Source organism: Streptomyces sp. NPDC060366 (genome assembly GCF_042725135.1).
Lineage (GTDB): Bacteria > Actinomycetota > Actinomycetes > Streptomycetales > Streptomycetaceae > Streptomyces.
This window is the reverse complement of record NZ_JBHXDC010000010.1, coordinates 38,474-56,199: the sequence shown is the minus strand read 5'-3', so window position 1 is coordinate 56,199 and position 17,726 is coordinate 38,474. Positions and strand designations below refer to the sequence as shown.

At 70.5% G+C, this 17,726-nt stretch carries 14 protein-coding genes; 6 read left to right on the top strand and 8 right to left on the bottom strand.

The window, feature by feature from the left end; genetic code table 11:
* Positions 1-50 precede the first annotated feature (50 nt).
* The 3 genes from ACFWHU_RS23800 to ACFWHU_RS23790 form a co-directional block, all read right to left on the bottom strand.
* Positions 51-1,265 carry a DUF6777 domain-containing protein gene (locus ACFWHU_RS23800; protein WP_387226974.1) on the bottom strand — a complete coding sequence of 405 codons (1,215 nt, stop codon included), beginning with the start codon at positions 1,263-1,265 and terminating at the stop codon, positions 51-53.
* Positions 1,266-1,461: 196 nt separating this feature from the next.
* Positions 1,462-1,635: a hypothetical protein gene (locus ACFWHU_RS23795; protein ID WP_385800092.1), complete on the bottom strand. Its 174-nt coding sequence runs from the start codon at positions 1,633-1,635 to the stop codon at positions 1,462-1,464.
* Between the two features lie 315 nt (positions 1,636-1,950).
* Positions 1,951-3,351: an SDR family NAD(P)-dependent oxidoreductase gene (locus ACFWHU_RS23790; protein ID WP_387227271.1), complete on the bottom strand. Its 1,401-nt coding sequence runs from the start codon at positions 3,349-3,351 to the stop codon at positions 1,951-1,953.
* Positions 3,352-3,688: 337 nt separating this feature from the next.
* Between ACFWHU_RS23790 and ACFWHU_RS23785 the strand changes: the two genes are divergently transcribed.
* Positions 3,689-4,216, top strand: coding sequence for an SPW repeat protein (locus tag ACFWHU_RS23785; protein ID WP_385800090.1), 528 nt, complete (start codon positions 3,689-3,691; stop codon positions 4,214-4,216).
* Between the two features lie 117 nt (positions 4,217-4,333).
* Here ACFWHU_RS23785 and ACFWHU_RS23780 read toward each other — a convergent pair whose 3' ends face one another.
* From ACFWHU_RS23780 to ACFWHU_RS23770, 3 genes are all read right to left on the bottom strand, one after another.
* A complete protein-coding gene (locus ACFWHU_RS23780; protein ID WP_387226972.1) occupies positions 4,334-5,068 on the bottom strand; it encodes a GNAT family N-acetyltransferase in 735 nt (244 codons plus the stop codon).
* A complete protein-coding gene (locus ACFWHU_RS23775) occupies positions 5,065-5,985 on the bottom strand; it encodes an NADP-dependent oxidoreductase (protein ID WP_387226969.1) in 921 nt (306 codons plus the stop codon). Before ACFWHU_RS23775 ends, ACFWHU_RS23780 begins: the two co-directional genes overlap by 4 nt.
* Positions 5,986-6,202: 217 nt before the next feature.
* On the bottom strand, positions 6,203-8,794 hold the full coding sequence (locus tag ACFWHU_RS23770; protein WP_385800210.1) for a PA14 domain-containing protein: 2,592 nt from the start codon (positions 8,792-8,794) through the stop codon (positions 6,203-6,205).
* 221 nt (positions 8,795-9,015) lie between these two features.
* Between ACFWHU_RS23770 and ACFWHU_RS23765 the strand changes: the two genes are divergently transcribed.
* The 5 genes from ACFWHU_RS23765 (at position 9,016) to ACFWHU_RS23745 (ending at position 15,179) form a co-directional block, all read left to right on the top strand.
* A complete protein-coding gene (locus ACFWHU_RS23765; RefSeq protein ID WP_385800084.1) occupies positions 9,016-10,038 on the top strand; it encodes a LacI family DNA-binding transcriptional regulator in 1,023 nt (340 codons plus the stop codon).
* 412 nt (positions 10,039-10,450) lie between these two features.
* Positions 10,451-11,539, top strand: coding sequence for an ABC transporter substrate-binding protein (locus ACFWHU_RS23760; RefSeq protein WP_385800082.1), 1,089 nt, complete (start codon positions 10,451-10,453; stop codon positions 11,537-11,539).
* A gap of 1 nt (position 11,540) precedes the next feature.
* Positions 11,541-13,178 (top strand): sugar ABC transporter ATP-binding protein, encoded by a 1,638-nt coding sequence (locus ACFWHU_RS23755; RefSeq protein WP_387226966.1) that lies wholly within the window; start codon positions 11,541-11,543, stop codon positions 13,176-13,178.
* Positions 13,171-14,133 carry an ABC transporter permease gene (locus ACFWHU_RS23750; RefSeq protein WP_385800078.1) on the top strand — a complete coding sequence of 321 codons (963 nt, stop codon included), beginning with the start codon at positions 13,171-13,173 and terminating at the stop codon, positions 14,131-14,133. Before ACFWHU_RS23755 ends, ACFWHU_RS23750 begins: the two co-directional genes overlap by 8 nt.
* Positions 14,130-15,179, top strand: coding sequence for an ABC transporter permease (locus ACFWHU_RS23745; RefSeq protein ID WP_147877874.1), 1,050 nt, complete (start codon positions 14,130-14,132; stop codon positions 15,177-15,179). The genes ACFWHU_RS23750 and ACFWHU_RS23745 overlap by 4 nt, the downstream gene beginning before the upstream one ends.
* Positions 15,180-15,245: 66 nt before the next feature.
* Here the strand turns inward: ACFWHU_RS23745 and glgC are convergent, their stop codons facing one another.
* Together glgC and glgA are read right to left on the bottom strand one after the other, a co-directional pair.
* The gene (gene glgC, locus ACFWHU_RS23740) at positions 15,246-16,463 is read right to left on the bottom strand and encodes a glucose-1-phosphate adenylyltransferase (protein ID WP_385800074.1); all 1,218 of its coding nucleotides are present in this window, start codon (positions 16,461-16,463) and stop codon (positions 15,246-15,248) included.
* Between the two features lie 54 nt (positions 16,464-16,517).
* A complete protein-coding gene (glgA, locus tag ACFWHU_RS23735) occupies positions 16,518-17,699 on the bottom strand; it encodes a glycogen synthase (protein ID WP_385800072.1) in 1,182 nt (393 codons plus the stop codon).
* Between the last annotated feature and the right edge of the window lie 27 nt (positions 17,700-17,726).

Here is a 17,726-nt window from a genome sequence, read left to right as displayed (position 1 = left end):
GGGTGGTACCTGGTGCGGGTACGTGGTTCGGCCGGGCCGGGGACCGCCGGTCAGCCCTGGAAGACGGGCCCGGCCGGGTCGCCATCGGACGCCGACGGCGTGAGGGCGTCGTCGGACAGCGTGCCGCCGTCCGACAGCGCGTCAGGGCCGGACAGCGCGCCGGGATCGCCGTCCGGCGTCAGGTCGGGGCCCTGCCGCTCCGGGGACATCGGCATCACCGGGTAGTCCGGGTCGACACCGCCGTCCGGCTCCCCCGTGGGCGTGGGCGTGGGGCAGTCGGACGGGGCCGCCATGTTCTCCGGCTCGTCGGGCGCCGGGGCGTCCGGGGTGAGGCAGTCGGGCGAGGGCGCCGGGTCGCTGCGGGGGGCGTCGGGCTCCGGGACGGCCGGCGCGGTGTCGTCCGGTGCGGGCGGCTCCAACGACGGGTCGATGATGTCGGTGTCCGGGGGGTAGGGGGGCGGCACGTCGGGCTTCTTGTCCTGGTCGCCGTCGGTGCCGGTCCTGCGCTCGATCCAGGCGTTGTCGGCGACGATCACCAGTGCGCTCAGCACCCGGGTGCTCCGGTTGACCACGACGACCCGGTCGGGCCGGTAGCCGCTCCAGGGCGTCCCCTGGCGGACCACGTCGGCGCGCGGCGCGACGGCAGGGCGCAACGGGTTCCCGCCGGCGCAGCGGACCCTGGGCAGTCCGCGGTCGTCCACGAGTACGGCGGTGCCGCTCTGGAGTACGGCCTGGTGGGCGGCGGCGGCCCCGTCCCGGTAGCTGTGGCTGGTGACACGTACGTCGGCGCGCAGCACGACGGGGGTGAGTCCGCGCAGGAAATTCGGGACCGCGGCACCGCTGACGCCCGCGCCGCGGGCGAAGGCGGTGGCCTTGGCGGGGTCGGCGGTGAGCAGCCGGACCTGGGCGCCGACGTCGCAGCTGGTGACGGATTTCGTACCGCCGTACAGTCCGGCGGTGGCACCGGAGACGGAGCGCATCGCCTGGGCGCCCCTGCCGGAGGCGCTCGGTTCGGCCGGCGCGCTCGACGACGGCGGGACCGAGGGCGTGGCGTCCGGCAGCGGCGCCGCCGTCGACTCGGTGAAGGGGGCGGGGCCCGGGGCGGCGAGCGGCTGGAGGAGGACCTTCTTGGACGCCGCGCTCGCGGCTTTCGCCGCCCGCGGGTCCTCGCCGACACCGTCCTCGCCACAGCCGGCGATGATCAGAATGCCGGCCGACAGCACGGCGAGCGCGGCGTGCCGAGGGCGAATGGGTAGGCATTCCACGGGGTCTCCCAGCTGTTCGTCCCGGACTGTGACTCCATATCTGCCGGACACGGAGCCACCCCGCAAGCGGGGGGACACATGTGGAGCACCTGGGCCCAACCGTCGCCGGGCGGGCCGCACATGCGGCCCGCCCGGCGTTCGAGAACGGTCGATGCATCCAGGGCTCCGGGCCCGGACAGGACTCCGCGGAGACTGTCTAGTCGATGCCCTGGAGGATGTGGGGCTCCGCGAGGTCGTCCTCGTAGCCCGCCAGCCTGATCGGCGCGGACCTGGCCCACACCTCGATGTTCCGGAGCTTCTGGGGGCCGTCGCCCCGTCCACCGACCGGTTCGGCCGGGCCGTTCTCGTGCTGAGCGTTCTCAGGTGTCACCGCGCACTCCTTTGTGTCGCGTAACCCCGGGCGCGCCGACTCCGGACTCGTACCGGGCGCCGACCGCCGAACGGGGCAGGGGCAAGGGCAGTTCGGTCGCGGTGGCGCCGGTTTTCGGGCGGGGCGGTGGCCTGGTTGCAGGCCGGTCCCGGGACGGCCGAGGAACCTTCGTGGGTCCCTGGGTGGCGTCCGTGCGCCATACATTAACCAAATGAGCGCGGGCGCGCTCGATGGGGCCCGTGCATTGGGTCACTTCCGGACAACGATCAGGAGACCATGCCGGACGGCGCGCCGCCCGCCAGGAGTTGGCGAGGGTTACCAGTTGGCCGGCGCGTAGTCCTTGAGGAAGCAGCCGTACAGATCCTCGCCGCCCTGGCCGCGCACGATCGGGTCGTAGACGCGGGCCGCGCCGTCGATCAGATCCAGCGGGGCGTGGAAGCCCTCCTCGGCGAGCCGCATCTTGTCCGGGTGCGGGCGCTCGTCGGTGATCCAGCCGGTGTCGACGGCGGTCATCAGGATCCCGTCGGACTGGAACATCTCCTGCGCGCTGGTGCGGGTCAGCATGTTGAGCGCGGCCTTCGCCATGTTCGTGTGCGGATGGCCGGCGCCCTTGTAGCCGCGGCTGAACACGCCTTCCATGGCCGATACGTTCACGACGTACGTGCGCTCGGCCGCCGCCGCGGCCATCGCCGGACGCAGCCGGCTGATCAGGATGAACGGCGCGGTGGAGTTGCAGAGTTGGACTTCGAGGAGCTCCACCGGATCGACGTCGGAAACCGTCTGGATCCAGCTGTTGGTGTCGTGCAGGTCGGGCACGAGCCCGCCCGCGTCGATCGCCGTGCCCGCCTCGATACGGGCGAGCGTGGCCGAACCGCCGACCAGGGCCAGACCGGTGATGTCCGACGCGCTCAGCGCATCGTCGCCCCCGGCGGGCAGCACGGCCTGCGCACCGCTGCCGAACGCGCCGATGACGTGCGAGGAGGGGAGTTCGCCCGCGGGCAGCGGCGCGGACTCGGCGGCCAGCAGCTCGCTGTAGGCCTGCGGGGAGCGGCGTACCGTCTGCGCGGCGTTGTTGATGAGGATGTCCAGCGGTCCCTCGGCGGCGACGGAGTCGGCGAGGGCGACCACCTGGGCGGGGTCGCGCAGGTCTATCCCGACGATCTTGAGACGGTGGATCCAGTCGGCGCTGTCCTCCATCGCCTTGAAGCGGCGGATCGCGTCGCCGGGGAAGCGGGTGGTGATGGTGGTGTGCGCGCCGTCGCGCAGCAGGCGCAGCGCGATGTACATACCGATCTTGGCGCGGCCCCCGGTCAGCAGGGCGCGCTTGCCGGTGAGGTCCGTACGGGCGTCCCGGCGGGCGCGGTTCTCGGCGGCGCACGCCTGGCAGAGCTGGTGGTAGAAGGCGTCGACCTCGACGTAGCGGGTCTTGCAGATGTAGCAGGAGCGCGGCCGCTGGAGGATGCCGGCGATCTCGCCCGCGACCGAGGACGACGGCAGCAGCCCCTGTGTCTCGTCGTCGATGCGCTCGGCGGATCCGGTGGCCGTGGCCTCGGTGACCGCCTTGTCGTTGGCGGTCTTGGCCGCCCGGCGTTCCTGGCGGCGGCGCTGTTTGACGGTCCGGTAGATCCCGGCGGTGGCGCGGCGCACGGCCACCGCGTCGGGGTGGTCGACGTCGAGCTTGTCCAGTTCGTCGAGCACGGCGAGACAGACGGCCATGCGGTCGGGGTCGATACCGGGGCCGTGGACATACGGGCCGTGGTCGCCGGAGTCGTACGCGGCGACCGGTCCGCTCTCGCCGACCGTGGTCCCGTCATCTGTCAACGTCATCGCCGGTGCCGTTCCCTATCACTCGTCATCACCCGTTCGGAGCCGGTCGGGCCCTTCGCGGATACGGCCGTCCGGCCCAGCGGCCTCGAACAGTTTGCCATGAGGTACGGGGCGGTTTGTTCACCGCCCAACTACACATAAGGGTGAATAGGGGGCAGAATGGTCGTGTACCGCTCGATCCAGAGCAACGCGGTCGAACCTCTCATGACCGAAGGAGTCGAGACTCATGGCCGATGTTTCACACACCAGGGGAGACACAGGTTCTCGCCCCGGTGTTACCGACACCAGGGGAGACATAGGTGCTCACCCTGACGTACCAGAGATGCGGGCCAGGTACGCCCGCGTGCTCGGTGGACGTGATGTGGCACTGCTGGACGGGCCGATCTTTCTCGCCGGCCTGTTCATCGCCCTCTCACCGTGGATCCTCCACTACACGGCCAGCCAGCCGGTGCTGGTGGTCCACAACGTGATCATGGGTGCCGCGATCGCCGGCCTGGCCCTCGTGTTCTCCGCGACCCCGACCCGGACGTACGGCTTCAGCTGGGCTCTGTGCCTGATGGGCGCCTGGATGGTTGCCGCGCCGTGGGTCGTCGGTTCCAGTCCCGACCGCGGTGTGTTCCTCAGCAACGTCATCGCTGGTGCACTCGTAGCCGTCCTGGGCCTCATCTGCGGCGCCGCGGCGATGAGGGCGGGCCGTATGCGTAATCGGACGGGCCGTCGGGCGAGCGAGATGAGTCAGCAGACCCAGACGTAGCCCGGACACCCCCGCCCCAGGGGCGGGCGGACGGCCGTTCACAGGCCGTCCACCCGCCCCATCGGCGTGTGCCCGTGTGTCCGCCCGCCGCCCTTCCTGAGCACGGCTCAACTCGGCTCAGCCGCCCGCCGTCGCCGGGACACGGGACGGCTCCGGGGCGCGGATCCCGAGGAACGCGATACGGCGGCGCAGCCGGAACCCCAGCGCCTCGTAGAGCCGGACGGCGTTCTCGTTGTCCCCGGCCGCCTGGATGAACGGCGTCTCGCCGCGCTCCTTGATCCCCGCGGCCACCGCCAGGATGAGCCGGCCGCCCAGCCCCTGGCCGCGGTACCCGGGCGCCGTACAGACCGCGCTGATCTCGGTCCAGCCCGGCGGGTGCAGCCGCTCCCCCGCCATCGCCACCAGCTCGCCGTCGCGGCGGACGCCCAGATACGTACCCAGCTCGATCGTGCGCGGCCGGAAGGGTCCCGGCCTGGTGCGCTCCACCAGATCCAGCATCTCGGGCACGTCGGCGGCGCCGAGGACCACCGCCTCCTCGTCGTGGACCGCGTCCACGGACTCGTCGACGAGCTGGACGCCGTCCACCTGGAAGGTGATCTCCCAGCCGTCCGGGGGCACCGCGCGCGTACCGGCGAGCGTGGCCGTCCCGTCCGCGCCGACCAGGGGGGCGGCGTCCGCCCAGTCCCGTGCGTCGGGCTCCTCCGGCAGGGCGAGCCAGGTCGACACCTCGGGCTGGTAGCCGAGCACCCGGCCGCGCCGCTCGGCGAAGCGGGCGTGCGGGCCGGTCAGCCCGGCGAGCACGGGATTGTCGAGCGGGTGGTACGACACGGGGGCCGGCCGCCCGGCGCTCACGCGCCGACCTCGATGACGATCTTGCCGAGCGCGTGCCCCTCCTCGACCGCGCGCAGCGCCTGCGCCGCCTCGGCCAGCGGGAAGGTCCGGGTCACGTACGGCCGCAGGGTGCCTCCCACGACCAGTTCGGCCACCTCTTCGAGGACGGCGGCCGTGCGCAGCCGTACCACCGCCGCGCCGCCCAGGGTCGCGACCCGCGGCTTGTCCCCCGCGCTGATCAGCTTCGCGAGGTCGGGGACGAGTCCGGCGACGGCCTCCAGGTCCGCGCCGCCGACGAGGTCGAAGACCGCGTCGACCCCGTCGGGAGCGGCGGCCCTCACCCGCTCCTGGAGTCCGGGGCCCGGCGGGACATGGACGGCGCCGAGCGATTCGACGAAGTCCTTCTTGCCCGCGCTCGCCGAGCCGACGACACGGATGCCGTTCGCGACGGCGATCTGCGTCGCGGCCACGCCGACACCGCCGCCGGCGCCGGTGATCAGCAGCGTCGCACCGGCCGGCAGGTCGAGCTGCTTGATGCCGTCGTACGCGGTCGCGCCCGCGACCGGCAGGGCCGCCGCGTCCCTGAACGACACGGCGTCCGGCTTGTGCGCGGTGATCGCGGCGGGCAGCAGGGTGTACTCGGCGTATCCGCCGGTGACGGGGTTGCCGAAGACGGCGTCGCCCACGGCGAATCCCCGGACGCCCTCGCCGACCTGCTCGACCACTCCGGACGCCTCGCTGCCGAACACGGTGGGCAGCGGCTTCGGCGTGGCGCCCGGCCGGGTGTAGCCGGTGCGCAGCTTCCAGTCGACGGGGTTGACGCCGGCCGCGCGGACGGCGACGAGGAGTTCACCGGGGCCGGGAACGGGCTTCGGCAGGTCGAGGAAGGCTTCGCCCTCCGGACCGCCGAACCGGGTGTAGACGTACGCCTTGGGCATGTGATCCCTCGCTCTGACTGCTGACGTCGGTGGCCGCGCCGGATCGTGTGCGCGGTGGGCAGCAGTTTCAAGTCCGGGCTCCGACCTGCTTATTCCCGGTGCGACACGCTGTTCATCCAACTGATGGAAGGACGGGTGCGAGACGGCGGGAGGACCGGTGGGCCAACAGGTGGGCGCCGCACGGCGGATGAAGCCGTGCGGCGCCCTGAAATCCCGGTCAGGAGTTCGCGCACTCCATCGAGGCCGGGTCGGATGCGTCGCGGATCAGGGCGTCGTGTGCCGCCTTGAGCCGTTGGACGTCGGGCTTCATGACCTTGCGGTCGTAGGTGAGCAGCCCGTTGAGTTCACCCTCCACATCGGTGATCTGGGTGTAGACGGCTCCGTTGCTCCCCCGGCAGGCGAGGTCGCGCACGTTGTCGAGCTGCCCCAGATACTCGTCCGTGTACTTCTCCTGGTCGACACCGACATAGGTGTGCTGGACCGGCCAGGCGTGGCCCGGTACGGCGAGCCCGAGGCCGCCGTACTCGCCGCTGACCAGCGCCCGTTTCCCGTCGGGCGCGGGCAGCAGCGGTGTCGGATAGCCGTGCGCGTCCGCGATGTCGCCGTTCTTGCCGTCGACGGCCCCGCAGCAGTTGACGCCGCTCATGTTGTTGACCAGCCGGGTCGGGTCCCAGCCCTTGGCCTGGTCGGCGATCCGTGCCTGGTCGTACTGGCCCCAGCCTTCGTTGAACGGGACCCACATGATCACCGAGGGGCTGCTGGCGTGCTGGTCGATCATCTCCTTCATCTCGTGTTCGAACTGGGCCGCGGCGGGGGCCGCCGGGGACTTCGGCATCGAGGGCATGTCCTGCCAGACGAGGAGTCCCAGCTTGTCCGCCCAGTAGAACCACCGGTCGGGCTCCACCTTGATGTGCTTGCGCACGGAGTTGTAGCCGAGTTCCTTGTGTTTCTTGAGGTCGAACGCCAGCGCCTCGTCGGTCGGCGCGGTGTGCAGTCCGTCCGGCCAGAAGCCCTGGTCGAGTGTGGCCATCAGGAAGACGGGCTTGCCGTTGAGCACGGTGCGCGGCACCCCGTCGACCTTCTCGACGGCGATGGAGCGCATACCGAAGTAGCCGCCCACCCGGTCACCGTCGGCGCGCTCGCCGCCGATGCGCACGTCGAGCTTGTACAGATGCGGATCCTCCGGCGACCACAGGCGCGGGTCCGGCACCGGCACGCTGAGCGGTGCTCCCGTACGGCCCTTGACCGTGCCGACCTTGCGCTTGCCGTCGTACGCGGTGGCCGTGACCGGCACCCCCGCGCGTACGCCGCGGACCTCGACCGCCAGCTTCTCGGCCGTGATGTCCGGGGTCAGCTTCAGTGAGTCGGCGTGGTCGTCCGCGACCGGCTCCATCCAGACCGTCTGCCAGATGCCGGACGACGAGGTGTAGAAGATGCCGCTCGGGTCGAGGCGCTGCTTGCCCATGGGCGGGTTCTCGCCGTCCGCGGCGTCGGTCGGGTCGTACACGCCGACGATCAGCTCCTGCGTACGGCCGGGCTTGAGCGCGTCGGTGATGTCGACGGAGAACCGGTCGTAGCCGCCCTTGTGTTCGGTGACCTTCTTGCCGTTGACGTACACCTCGGACTGCCAGTCGACGGCGTCGAAGTTGAGCTTGAGACGCTTGCCGGCCTTGCCGTGGTGCTCGCGGTCGTTGATGTCCCAGCTCTTCGGGACGGTGAAGGTCCGGCGGTACCACATCCGGTCCTCGTGCCGTTCGAGCCCGGAGAGCTGCGACTCGACGGGGTACGGGACCAGGATCTTCTCGCGCAGCTTCTTGCCGACCGGGGGGCGCTCGCCCTTCTCGGCGGCGGCGAACTGCCACTCGCCGTTGAGATTGCGCCAGGCGTCGCGGGTCATCTGCGGACGCGGGTACTCGGGCAGCGCGTTGTCGGGGCCGACGTCCTTGGCCCACGGAGTGGCGAGCTGGTACTCGGACTTGTTCGGTCCGCTGCTCCAGAACGCGCCCACGGGGTCGGCGCCCTGTGAAGCGAGCCCGCCCTGGCCGTCGTAGCGGATGTCGGCGGTGCCGCCCTTGCCGACCACGGGTTCCTTCAGGCCGACGAGCAGGCTGCGGGCGTCGGCGGGGTCCTTCTTGACCGATCCGAGCGGCCATTCGGCGCCGCCGATGACCGCGTCGAGGTGGCCGGCGATACCGGCCGGGGGCGCGGCGAGCTCCTGGGCGAACTCCATCCGCACCGTGCGGCCGTCGGCCAGGACGGTGGTGGCGATGGCACCGTCGTACGCGTAGCCGTCGGGGAGACGGAAGGCGGAGGTGGGCACCGGCTCTTTCGCGCCACCGGGTTCGGTCCAGTTGAGATGGAGGTTCGAGCCGCCGACGTTCTCGAAGAACTCGACCTTGATGTCGTACGCCTGGCCTCCGGTGAGCTCGACCGGGTCGCCGGTCTGCTCCTTCTCCCAGTCGTCGACCCAGTGGTCGATGACGATCTCGCCGTCGACCCACAGGCGGAACCCGTTGTCGCCGATCATCGAGAAGGTGTGCGGGCCGCTCTGTTCAGGGACGATCTTCCCGGTCCAGCGGACAGTGGCGTGGTCGGCGCTGCCGGTGGCCGTGGTGAGTCGGGATTCGAGGCTGTCGAAGTCGATCTGCGGGTCGAATCCGGTGGCCTTCAGCTCGTGGAAGTCGAAGGCGCCGGGCGCGGACGACGAGTAGTAGTCGCCCTTGAGTCCATGGGGCACGACCGGGTCGTCCGCGGCCGATGCCGACGGGACCGCCGTGAGTCCGGCGACGCCCAGGACGGCGGCGAGCATAAGAGCGAGATTTCTTCGGATGCGCACAAATCCTCCTTGGAACTGAGGGTGGCGGCTCGTTGCGACAGTCTGTACAACGTTGGAAGGAACGGCAGTTGGCATGACAACATGCCGTTCCACTTGCTGTCCAGGGCAATGACAAAGACCCGTCCCGCAACGTATATAACGTTGTACAGATTGGGCAGGGGCGACCTTCGGGCCGGCCTCGGAGGGGAAATACGGTGACCGTCAGCCTCAAGGACGTCGCGGAACGAGCGGGCGTTTCCATCAAGACCGTCTCGAACGTGGTGAACAACTACCGGCATGTCACGCCGGCGATGCGGGCCCGGGTCCAGCTGGCCATCGACGAACTCGGCTACCGGCCGAATCTCACGGCCCGCCATCTTCGCAAGGGGCGCACCGGGATCATCGCCCTGGCGGTGCCCGAGCTTGGCAACCCGTACTTCGCCGAGCTGGCGGGCTCGGTCATCGACGTGGCGGCGGAGCACGAGTACACCGTGCTGCTCGACCACACCGGTGGCCGCCGCGAGCAGGAGGTCCTGGTCAGCCAGGGTTTCCGGGCACGGGTGATCGACGGGCTGATCCTGAGCCCCATCGAGCTGGAGACCGAGGATCTGCTCGGCCGTGACCAGGACGCGCCGCTGGTGCTGCTCGGCGAGCGGGAGTACGACCTGCCGTACGACCACATCGCGATCGACAACGTGGCCGCCGCCCGGATGGCGGTACGGCATCTGCTGGATCTCGGCCGGTCCAGGATCGCGTTCCTGGGCGCCAGGACCGACAAGGTGAACGAGCCGTCGCATCTGCGGCTGCGCGGCTGGCGCGCCGAACTGAAGGCGGCGGGGCTGCCGTCGCCGGACTCCCTGATCGCCCCGACGGGCGGCTGGGACCACGCCAACGGCGCCGACGCGATGAACCAGCTCCTCGACTCGGGCGTGACCCCGGACGCGGTCTTCGCGTACAACGACCTGATCGCCATCGGGGCGATGCGGGTGCTGTCCGAGCGGGGGCTGCGGGTCCCCGAGGACGTCGCCGTCGTCGGCTTCGACGACATCACGGAGGGCCGCTACGGCGCTGTGACCCTCACCACGATCTCGCCGGACAAACAGACCATCGCCCGCCTCGCGGTGCGCTCCGTCGTCAACCGGCTGCTGGGCACCGGGGACCCGGTCGGCACCGGCCCCCGTGAACTCCGCGCCGATTTTCGGCTGGTGGAACGGGAGAGCACCCTGGGCCGTGTCTGACGGACCCCGCCCGGCGGGCGACGCAGGACACGCACACCGGCCGCGCCGCCGGAGTATCCGCGTACGTCCGGACCGTCCAGCACGCTGATCCTCCGCCTCGCGATCGCACGCACCGACGAGTCATCAGCCGCTCCGCGGCGGGCGCAAGCCACGCCCCGCGGGCGGACGGCGCCATTCGTCGGACCACCGCCTCGGAGCACCGCCTCGGCCGCCGCCGGGACGGTCACCGAGAGCCTCACCGGCCCCCGCACGTACGCCCGTTATCGCGCGAAGGCTTTACAGCCTCCGTACAACGATGTAAAAACCAGTTTCGAACGACTCCAGCACATCCGCAGAGCAGTCCGTCAGTCCGTTGGCGCCGACCTCCCGCGAGCGTCCCGGTCGCCGGGGCCGCGCCGAGATGGGGATCACCATGAAGCTTTCCGCCGTCCGCCGTACCACCACCACTACCGTCCTCGCCGCGAGCCTCGTCGGCGCTCTCGCACTCAGCGGCTGCGCCAAGTCCGAGGACGACGGCTCCGACAAGAGCTCGTCGGCCGGCGACAAGGACAGCGGCCAGGTCGTCGCCACGCCCGGTGCCGACGACAAGACCTGTGACATCGCCCAGTTCGGGGGCGAGAAGATCGACCTGAAGACCGCCACGGTCGGCTTCTCGCAGTCCGAGAAGGAGGCCAACCCCTTCCGGATCGCCGAGACCGCGTCCATCAAGGCCGAGGCCGAGGAGCGCGGGATCAAGCTCCTGTCCGCCAACGCCCAGACTCAGTTCTCCAAGCAGATCAGCGACGTGCAGGACCTGATAGCCAAGGGCGCCGACCTGCTGGTGATCGCGCCCCTCAACTCCGACGGCTGGGGCCCGGTGCTGCGCAGCGCGGCGGCGAAGAAGATCCCGATCATCACCATCGACCGCAAGATCAACGCCACCGCCTGCAAGGACTATGTGAGCTTCATCGGCTCGGACTTCATCGAGCAGGGCAAGCGCGCGGCCGACCAGATGATCGAGGCGACCGGCGGCAAGGGCGAGGTCGCGATCCTGCTCGGCGCCGCGGGCAACAACGTCACCACCGAGCGCACCAAGGGCTTCAAGGACCAGATCGCTGCCAAGGCCCCTGATCTGAAGGTGGTGTTCGAGCAGACCGGTGAGTTCGCCCGCGAGAAGGGCCAGCAGGTCACCGAGCAGCTCATCCAGTCGAACCCCGGCATCAAGGGGATCTACGCCGAGAACGACGAGATGGGCCTCGGCGCGGTCAACGCCCTGAAGGGCGCCGGGAAGAAGGCCGGCGCCATCAAGATCGTGACGGTCGACGGCACCCGCAACGCCGTCCAGGGCATCGTCGACGGCTGGATCTCCGGGGTCGTGGAGTCCAACCCGCGCTTCGGGCCGCTCGCCTTCCAGACCCTCGACACCTTCACCAAGGGTGAGAAGGTCGCGCAGGACATCGTCATCCAGGACGGCGCGTACACCCCGGAGAACGCCAAGGCCGATCTGGGCAAGGCTTTCTGACGTGCTGTCGGTCACCGGTCTGACCAAGACGTTCCCGGGCGCACGCGCGCTCGACGGCGTGGACTTCGCCGCCCTTCCGGGCGAGGTCCACGCGCTCATCGGCGAGAACGGCGCCGGGAAGTCCACCCTCATCAAGGTGCTCACCGGTGTGTACCAGCCCGACGAGGGCGAGATCGTCCACGCGGGCTCTCCCGTGCGCTTCCAGACCCCGCTGGAGGCGCAGCACGCCGGGATCTCCACGATCTATCAGGAGGTCAACCTCGTCCCGCTGATGAGCGTGGCGCGCAATCTGTTCCTGGGGCGCGAGCCCCGGAACAGGTTCGGCCTGATCGACTTCCGCCGGATGCACGGCGAGGCCGACGAGGCGCTGCGCTCGCTCGGGCTGCGGGTCGACGTCAAGCGTCCGCTGCGGACGCTGGGCGTCGGCGCGCAGCAGATGGTGGCGCTCGCCAGGGCGGTCTCCGTCGACGCGCGCGTGGTCATCATGGACGAGCCGACGTCGTCGCTCGAACCGCGCGAGGTGCGCACCCTGTTCGGCGTGATCAGGATGCTCAAGGAGCGCGACATCGCGGTGGTGTACGTGAGCCACCGGCTGGACGAGCTGTACGAGGTCTGCGACAAGGTCACGGTGCTGCGGGACGGCAAACTCGTGCACACGGGCCTGATCTCGGACCTCGACCGGTTGCGGTTGGTGTCGCTGATGCTCGGCCGCGAGATGGGCGAGGTGAGCAGCGAGGGGGTCACCAAGTTCACCGGTGATCATCACGCGGGCCGTGAACCGGTGCTGAGCGCACAGGAGTTGACGGTCCGTCATACGCTGCACCAGGTCTCGGTCGAGGTGCGGCCCGGTGAGGTCGTGGGCCTCGGCGGGCTGCTCGGCTCGGGCCGCAGCGAGACGGCGAAGGCCATCGCGGGCGCGCTGCCGCCGGACTCGGGGAAGGTGGTGGTGGCGGGCTCCGCCGTACGTACGGGCTCCACGCCCGCCGCCATCCGGGCCGGCATCAGCCTGCTGCCTGAGGACCGCAAGGCCGAGGGCATCGTCCCCGGCCTCTCGGTGCGCGAGAACATCGCGCTGGCCGCGCTGCCGGGACTCTCCCGGTTCGGTCTGGTGGACGACGCCAAGGTCGACAAGATCGTGGACACCTTCATGAAGCGGCTGCGGATCAAGGCGTCGGGGCCGCATCAGAAGGTCGGCGAGCTCTCCGGCGGCAATCAGCAGAAGGTGCTGCTGGCCCGCTGGCTGGCGATGCAGCCGAAGGTGCTGCTGCTGGACGAACCGACGCGTGGCATCGATGTCGGTGCCAAGGCCGAGGTGCAGGGCCTGATCGACGAACTCGCCGACGAGGGGCTCGGGGTGCTGCTGATCTCCTCCGACATGGAGGAGCTGATCGAGGGGTCGGACCGGGTGGTGGTCCTCAAGGACGGCGCCGTCGTGGCGGAGCTGACCGGGGACGACGTCACACAGGACCGGCTGCTGCAAGCGATCGCGGCGGCCCCGGAGTCGGACGCGGCACTCAAGACGGTCGCTCCCGACGCCGCCGCGATCGTGGCACCGGGGTCCGCACCGGCACCGGAGCCGGCCCCCGCCGCCGTACCGGTCGACAAGACCTCCTCAGGAGGGGAGAGGGACCATGACTGAACTCGCCCTGAAGGGCGCCCCCGTCGACCGCGCGCGGCTGCTGCGCCTGCTCCAGGACTACGGGGTGTACGCGGGCGTCGCCGTCCTGCTGCTGGTCAACATCGCGCTCACCCCGCACTTCCTGTCCACGGAGAACTTCCGTACCCAGGCCGTGCAGGTGGCGCCGGTGCTGATCGTCGCGCTGGGCATGGCGCTGGCCATCGGCAGCGAGGGCGTCGACCTGTCGGTGGGCTCCGTCATGGCCCTGTCGACCTCGCTGCTGTCGCTGTACCTCGGCTACGGGCCATGGGTGGCGCTGATCGTCGCGATGCTCGGCGGCGCCGTCATCGGTCTCGCGAACGGCTCGCTGATCGCGTTCATCGGCGTCCAACCCATTGTCGCGACACTGGCGTTGATGGTCGCGGGACGCGGTATCGCGCTCGTACTGCTGCCGCAGCTCAAGGACGTACGCGACCCGGGCATGTCCTCGCTCGGCTCGGGCGATCTGTTCGGCATCCCGTATCTCGTGCTGATCGCCGCCGCCCTGGCACTCGCCGTCGGATTCACCGTGCGGCGTACGACCTTCGGCCGCCAGCTCCTCGCGATCGGCGACAGCCGGCCCGCCGCGCAGCTCGCCGGGCTGCCGGTGCGCCGCGTGCTGATCCTCGTCTATGTCATCGCGGGCGTGCTCGCCGCGATCGCCGGTGTGCTCGCCACCGCGAGGCTCCAGGCCAGCGACCCGACCTCGCTCGGCACCCTGATGGAGCTGTCGGCGATCACCGCGGTGGTCGTCGGCGGCACCCCGCTCAGCGGCGGCCGGATCCGGATCGGGGGCACGGTCGCGGGCGCCGTACTGATCCAGCTGCTGACGGCGACGCTCATCAAGCACGATCTGCCGCCCTCCTGGACGCAGATCGCCCAGGCCGTGGTGATCGTGCTCGCGGTCTACGCGGCTCGCGAACGGGGAAAGCGATGACCCACACCCATACGGAGCGTCCGGCCCGCGCCACGGGCACCGGCCCCTCCCCCGGCAAGGATCCGTCCGACGAGGCGCCGCTCGGCGCGAGCCGGGCCGAGCGGCTCAGCGCGCTCGCCCAGCAGCACGGCGCGCTCGTCACGCTGCTGCTCGTCGCCATCGGCGCGTCGATCGGCTTCGACACCTTCCTGACCGGCGACAACCTGGAGAACATGGCGGTCTCGTCGGCGTTCCTGGCGATCGTCGCCCTGGGCATGACCTTCGTGATCATCACCGGCGGCATCGATCTGTCCGTCGGTTCGCTCTTCGCGCTCGGCGGGGTGCTCGGCGCCTGGGGTTCGCAGTACGGCACGCTCGTCGCACTGCTCCTGCCGCTCGCCGTCTGCGGTCTGATCGGGCTGGTCAACGGCCTGCTGATCGCGAAGGCCCGCCTCGCGCCGTTCATCGTCACCCTCGCGGCGATGCTCGCCGCCCGCGGCATCCTGCTGGCGATCACCGACGAGGGCTCCAACACCTATCTGGTGGACGAGAAGTCGTTCTTCGCGAGCCTCGGCCAGGAGAAGCTGCTGGGCGTCGGGGTGCCGGTGTGGATCACGGCGGCGCTGTTCGTCGCGGGCGCCGTGATGCTGCGGCGCAGCCGGTTCGGCCAGTACGTGTACGCGGTCGGCGGCAACGAGGACGCGGCGGCGCTGATGGGCGCGCCCGTGGCCCGTACGAAGATCGCCGTCTACACCCTCTCCGGTCTGTGCGCCGGACTGGCCGGGGCGCTGAACGCGGCCTGGCTGGTCTCGGGCGTCACGATCCTCGGCACCGGCATGGAGCTGGAGGCGATCGCGGCCGTCGTCATCGGTGGCACGCTGCTGACCGGCGGCTTCGGCTTCATCAGCGGCTCGCTGGTGGGCGTGCTGCTGCTGAAGGTCATCCAGAACGTCATCAACCAGATCGGTTCGCTCGACTCGGCGTACCAACAGGTCGTCAGCGGCGCGTTCCTGGCGGTGGTGGTGATCGCCCAGACCTGGCTGGGGAGGCGGCGCCGGATGATGTGAGGGGCGGGTCGTCCACGCGCCGGACGGGACGGACAGGACCGTCCGGCGCGTGAACGAAGAACCGGCCTAGAGCACCGGCTGGCCCTTTCCGAGTGCGATGACCCCGTTCTTCGAGACCGTGTACAGCTCCTCGTCCCGTCCGGGATTGACACCGATCGTGGCGCCGGGCGGGACGTCCACGTTCTTGTCGAGTATGGAGCCGCGAACGACCGCGCCGCGGCCCACCCGTACGTTGTCGTGGAGCACCGACCCCTGCACCACGGCGCCCTCCTCGACCACCACGCCGGGAGAGAGCACGGAGCGGGTCACCTGGCCCCGGATGACACAGCCGGGGCCCACGATGGACTCGCTCGCGATGCCGCCCGCCACGAACCGCGCGGGCGGGAGCTGACCCGCGTGCGTGTAGATGGGCCAGCGTCTGTTGTCGAGGTTGAACTCCGGCTGGTGCGAGATCAGATCCATGTGCGCGTCGTAGTACGAGTCGAGCGTGCCCACGTCCCGCCAGTAGCCGTGCTCGCGCGGAGTCTCGCCCGGTACGTGGTTGTCGTCGAAGTCGTAGACCTGCGCCATGCCCTGCTCGGTGAGCATCGGCAGGATCGAGCCGCCCATGTCGTGGACCGAGGTCCGGTCCTCGGCGTCGCGGTGCAGCGCGTCCACCAGGATCTTGGTGGTGAAGAGGTAGTTGCCCATCGAGGCGAAGACGTGCTCGGGGTCGCCCGGCAGCCCCGGCACGTCGGACGGCTTCTCCTGGAACCGGTCGACACGGGTGCCGTCCGGTCCCGGCGTGATGATCCCGAACGACGAGGCCTCGGCGCGCGGCACCCTGATGCCGGCGACGGTGACCCCGGCGCCGCTCTCGATGTGCCGTTTGAGCATCTGCCGGGGGTCCATGCGGTACACATGGTCGGCGCCGAACACCGCGATGTAGTCCGGCTGTTCGTCATGGACGAGATTGAGGGACTGGAGGATCGCGTCCGCGCTGCCGAGATACCAGCGCGGTCCGAGCCGCTGCTGGGCGGGCACCGGCGTGACGTAGTTCCCCAGCAGGCTGGACATCCGCCAGGTCGTGCTGACATGGCGGTCCAGCGAGTGCGATTTGTACTGAGTCAGCACGCAGTTGCGCATGACGTCGCCATTGACGAGATTCGACAGGACGAAGTCGACCAGGCGGTACGTACCGCCGAAGGTCACCGCCGGTTTGGCGCGGTCGGCCGTCAGCGGCATCAGCCGCTTGCCTTCCCCGCCCGCCAGCACGATCCCGAGCACCGAAGGTCCACCACGCATCGCCGCTCCTTCTGTCCGCGACCCACTACCGGTCGTCCTGATCCATCTACCCGGCTAGCGGGACTTGAGCAGCTCCTCGTACACCTCGTACGTACGCCGGGCCACCCGGTCCCAGCCGAACTCGCGCACCGCGCGGTCCCTCCCCGCCGCGCCCATCGCCGCCGCCGACTCCGGATCGTCCAGGACCCGGTTGAGGGTCTCGGTGAGGGCCGACTCGAAGTCGTCGGGGTGCCGCTCGTCGTAGGGCACCAGCAGGCCCGTACTCCCGTCGTCGACGACCTCCGGGATGCCGCCGACCGCCGAGGCGACGACCGCCGTGCCGCAGGCCATCGCCTCCAGATTGACGATGCCCAGCGGTTCGTACACCGAGGGGCAGACGAACGCGGCCGCGTGGCTGAGCAGTTGGACCACGTCGGGGCGCGGCAGCATCTCGGGGATCCAGAACACCCCGTCGCGGCTGCCGCTCAGTTCGTCCACCAGCCGGCGGAACTCGGCCTCGATCTCCGGTGTGTCGGGCGCTCCCGCGCAGAGCACGAGCTGTGCCTCGGGATCGAGCGCGCGGGCCGCGCGCAGCAGGTGCGGGACGCCCTTCTGCCGGGTGATGCGGCCGACGAACAGGACGAAGGGGCGGTCGGGGGCGATACCGATCCGCTCCAGCACGTCGGTGCCGCGGTCCGGGTGGTAGAGGCGGGTGTCGATGCCGTTGTGGATCACCCGAACGCGGTCCGGGTCGAGCGAGGGATAGCAGCCGAGGATGTCGGCGCGCATACCGTGCGAGACGGCGACCACGGCGTCCGCGGCCTCTATCGCGGAGCGTTCGGCCCAGCCCGACAGCTCGTATCCGCCGCCGAGTTGCTCGGCCTTCCAGGGGCGCAGCGGCTCCAGCGAATGGGCGGTCATCACGTGGGGGATGCCGTAGAGCATCTTGGAGACATGGCCGGCGAGCGCGGCGTACCAGGTGTGCGAGTGCACCAGGTCGCTGCCTGCCACGGCGGCGGCCATCGCGAGATCGACGGAGAAGGTGCGCAGCGCCTCGTTGGCGCCTTCGAGGCCTGGCGCCGCCCGGTGCCGGACGACACCCGGGGCCCGCTCCTCGTCACTGCCGCCGCGCTCACCCCAGCAGTGCACGCCGAGATCGGTCAGCTCACGCAGCTCGCGCGCCAGGAACTCGACATGGACGCCCGCGCCTCCGTACACGTCCGGCGGGTACTCCCGGGTCAGCAGCCCGACCTTCACGCCATACCCCCGTCGCCCGACGAACTC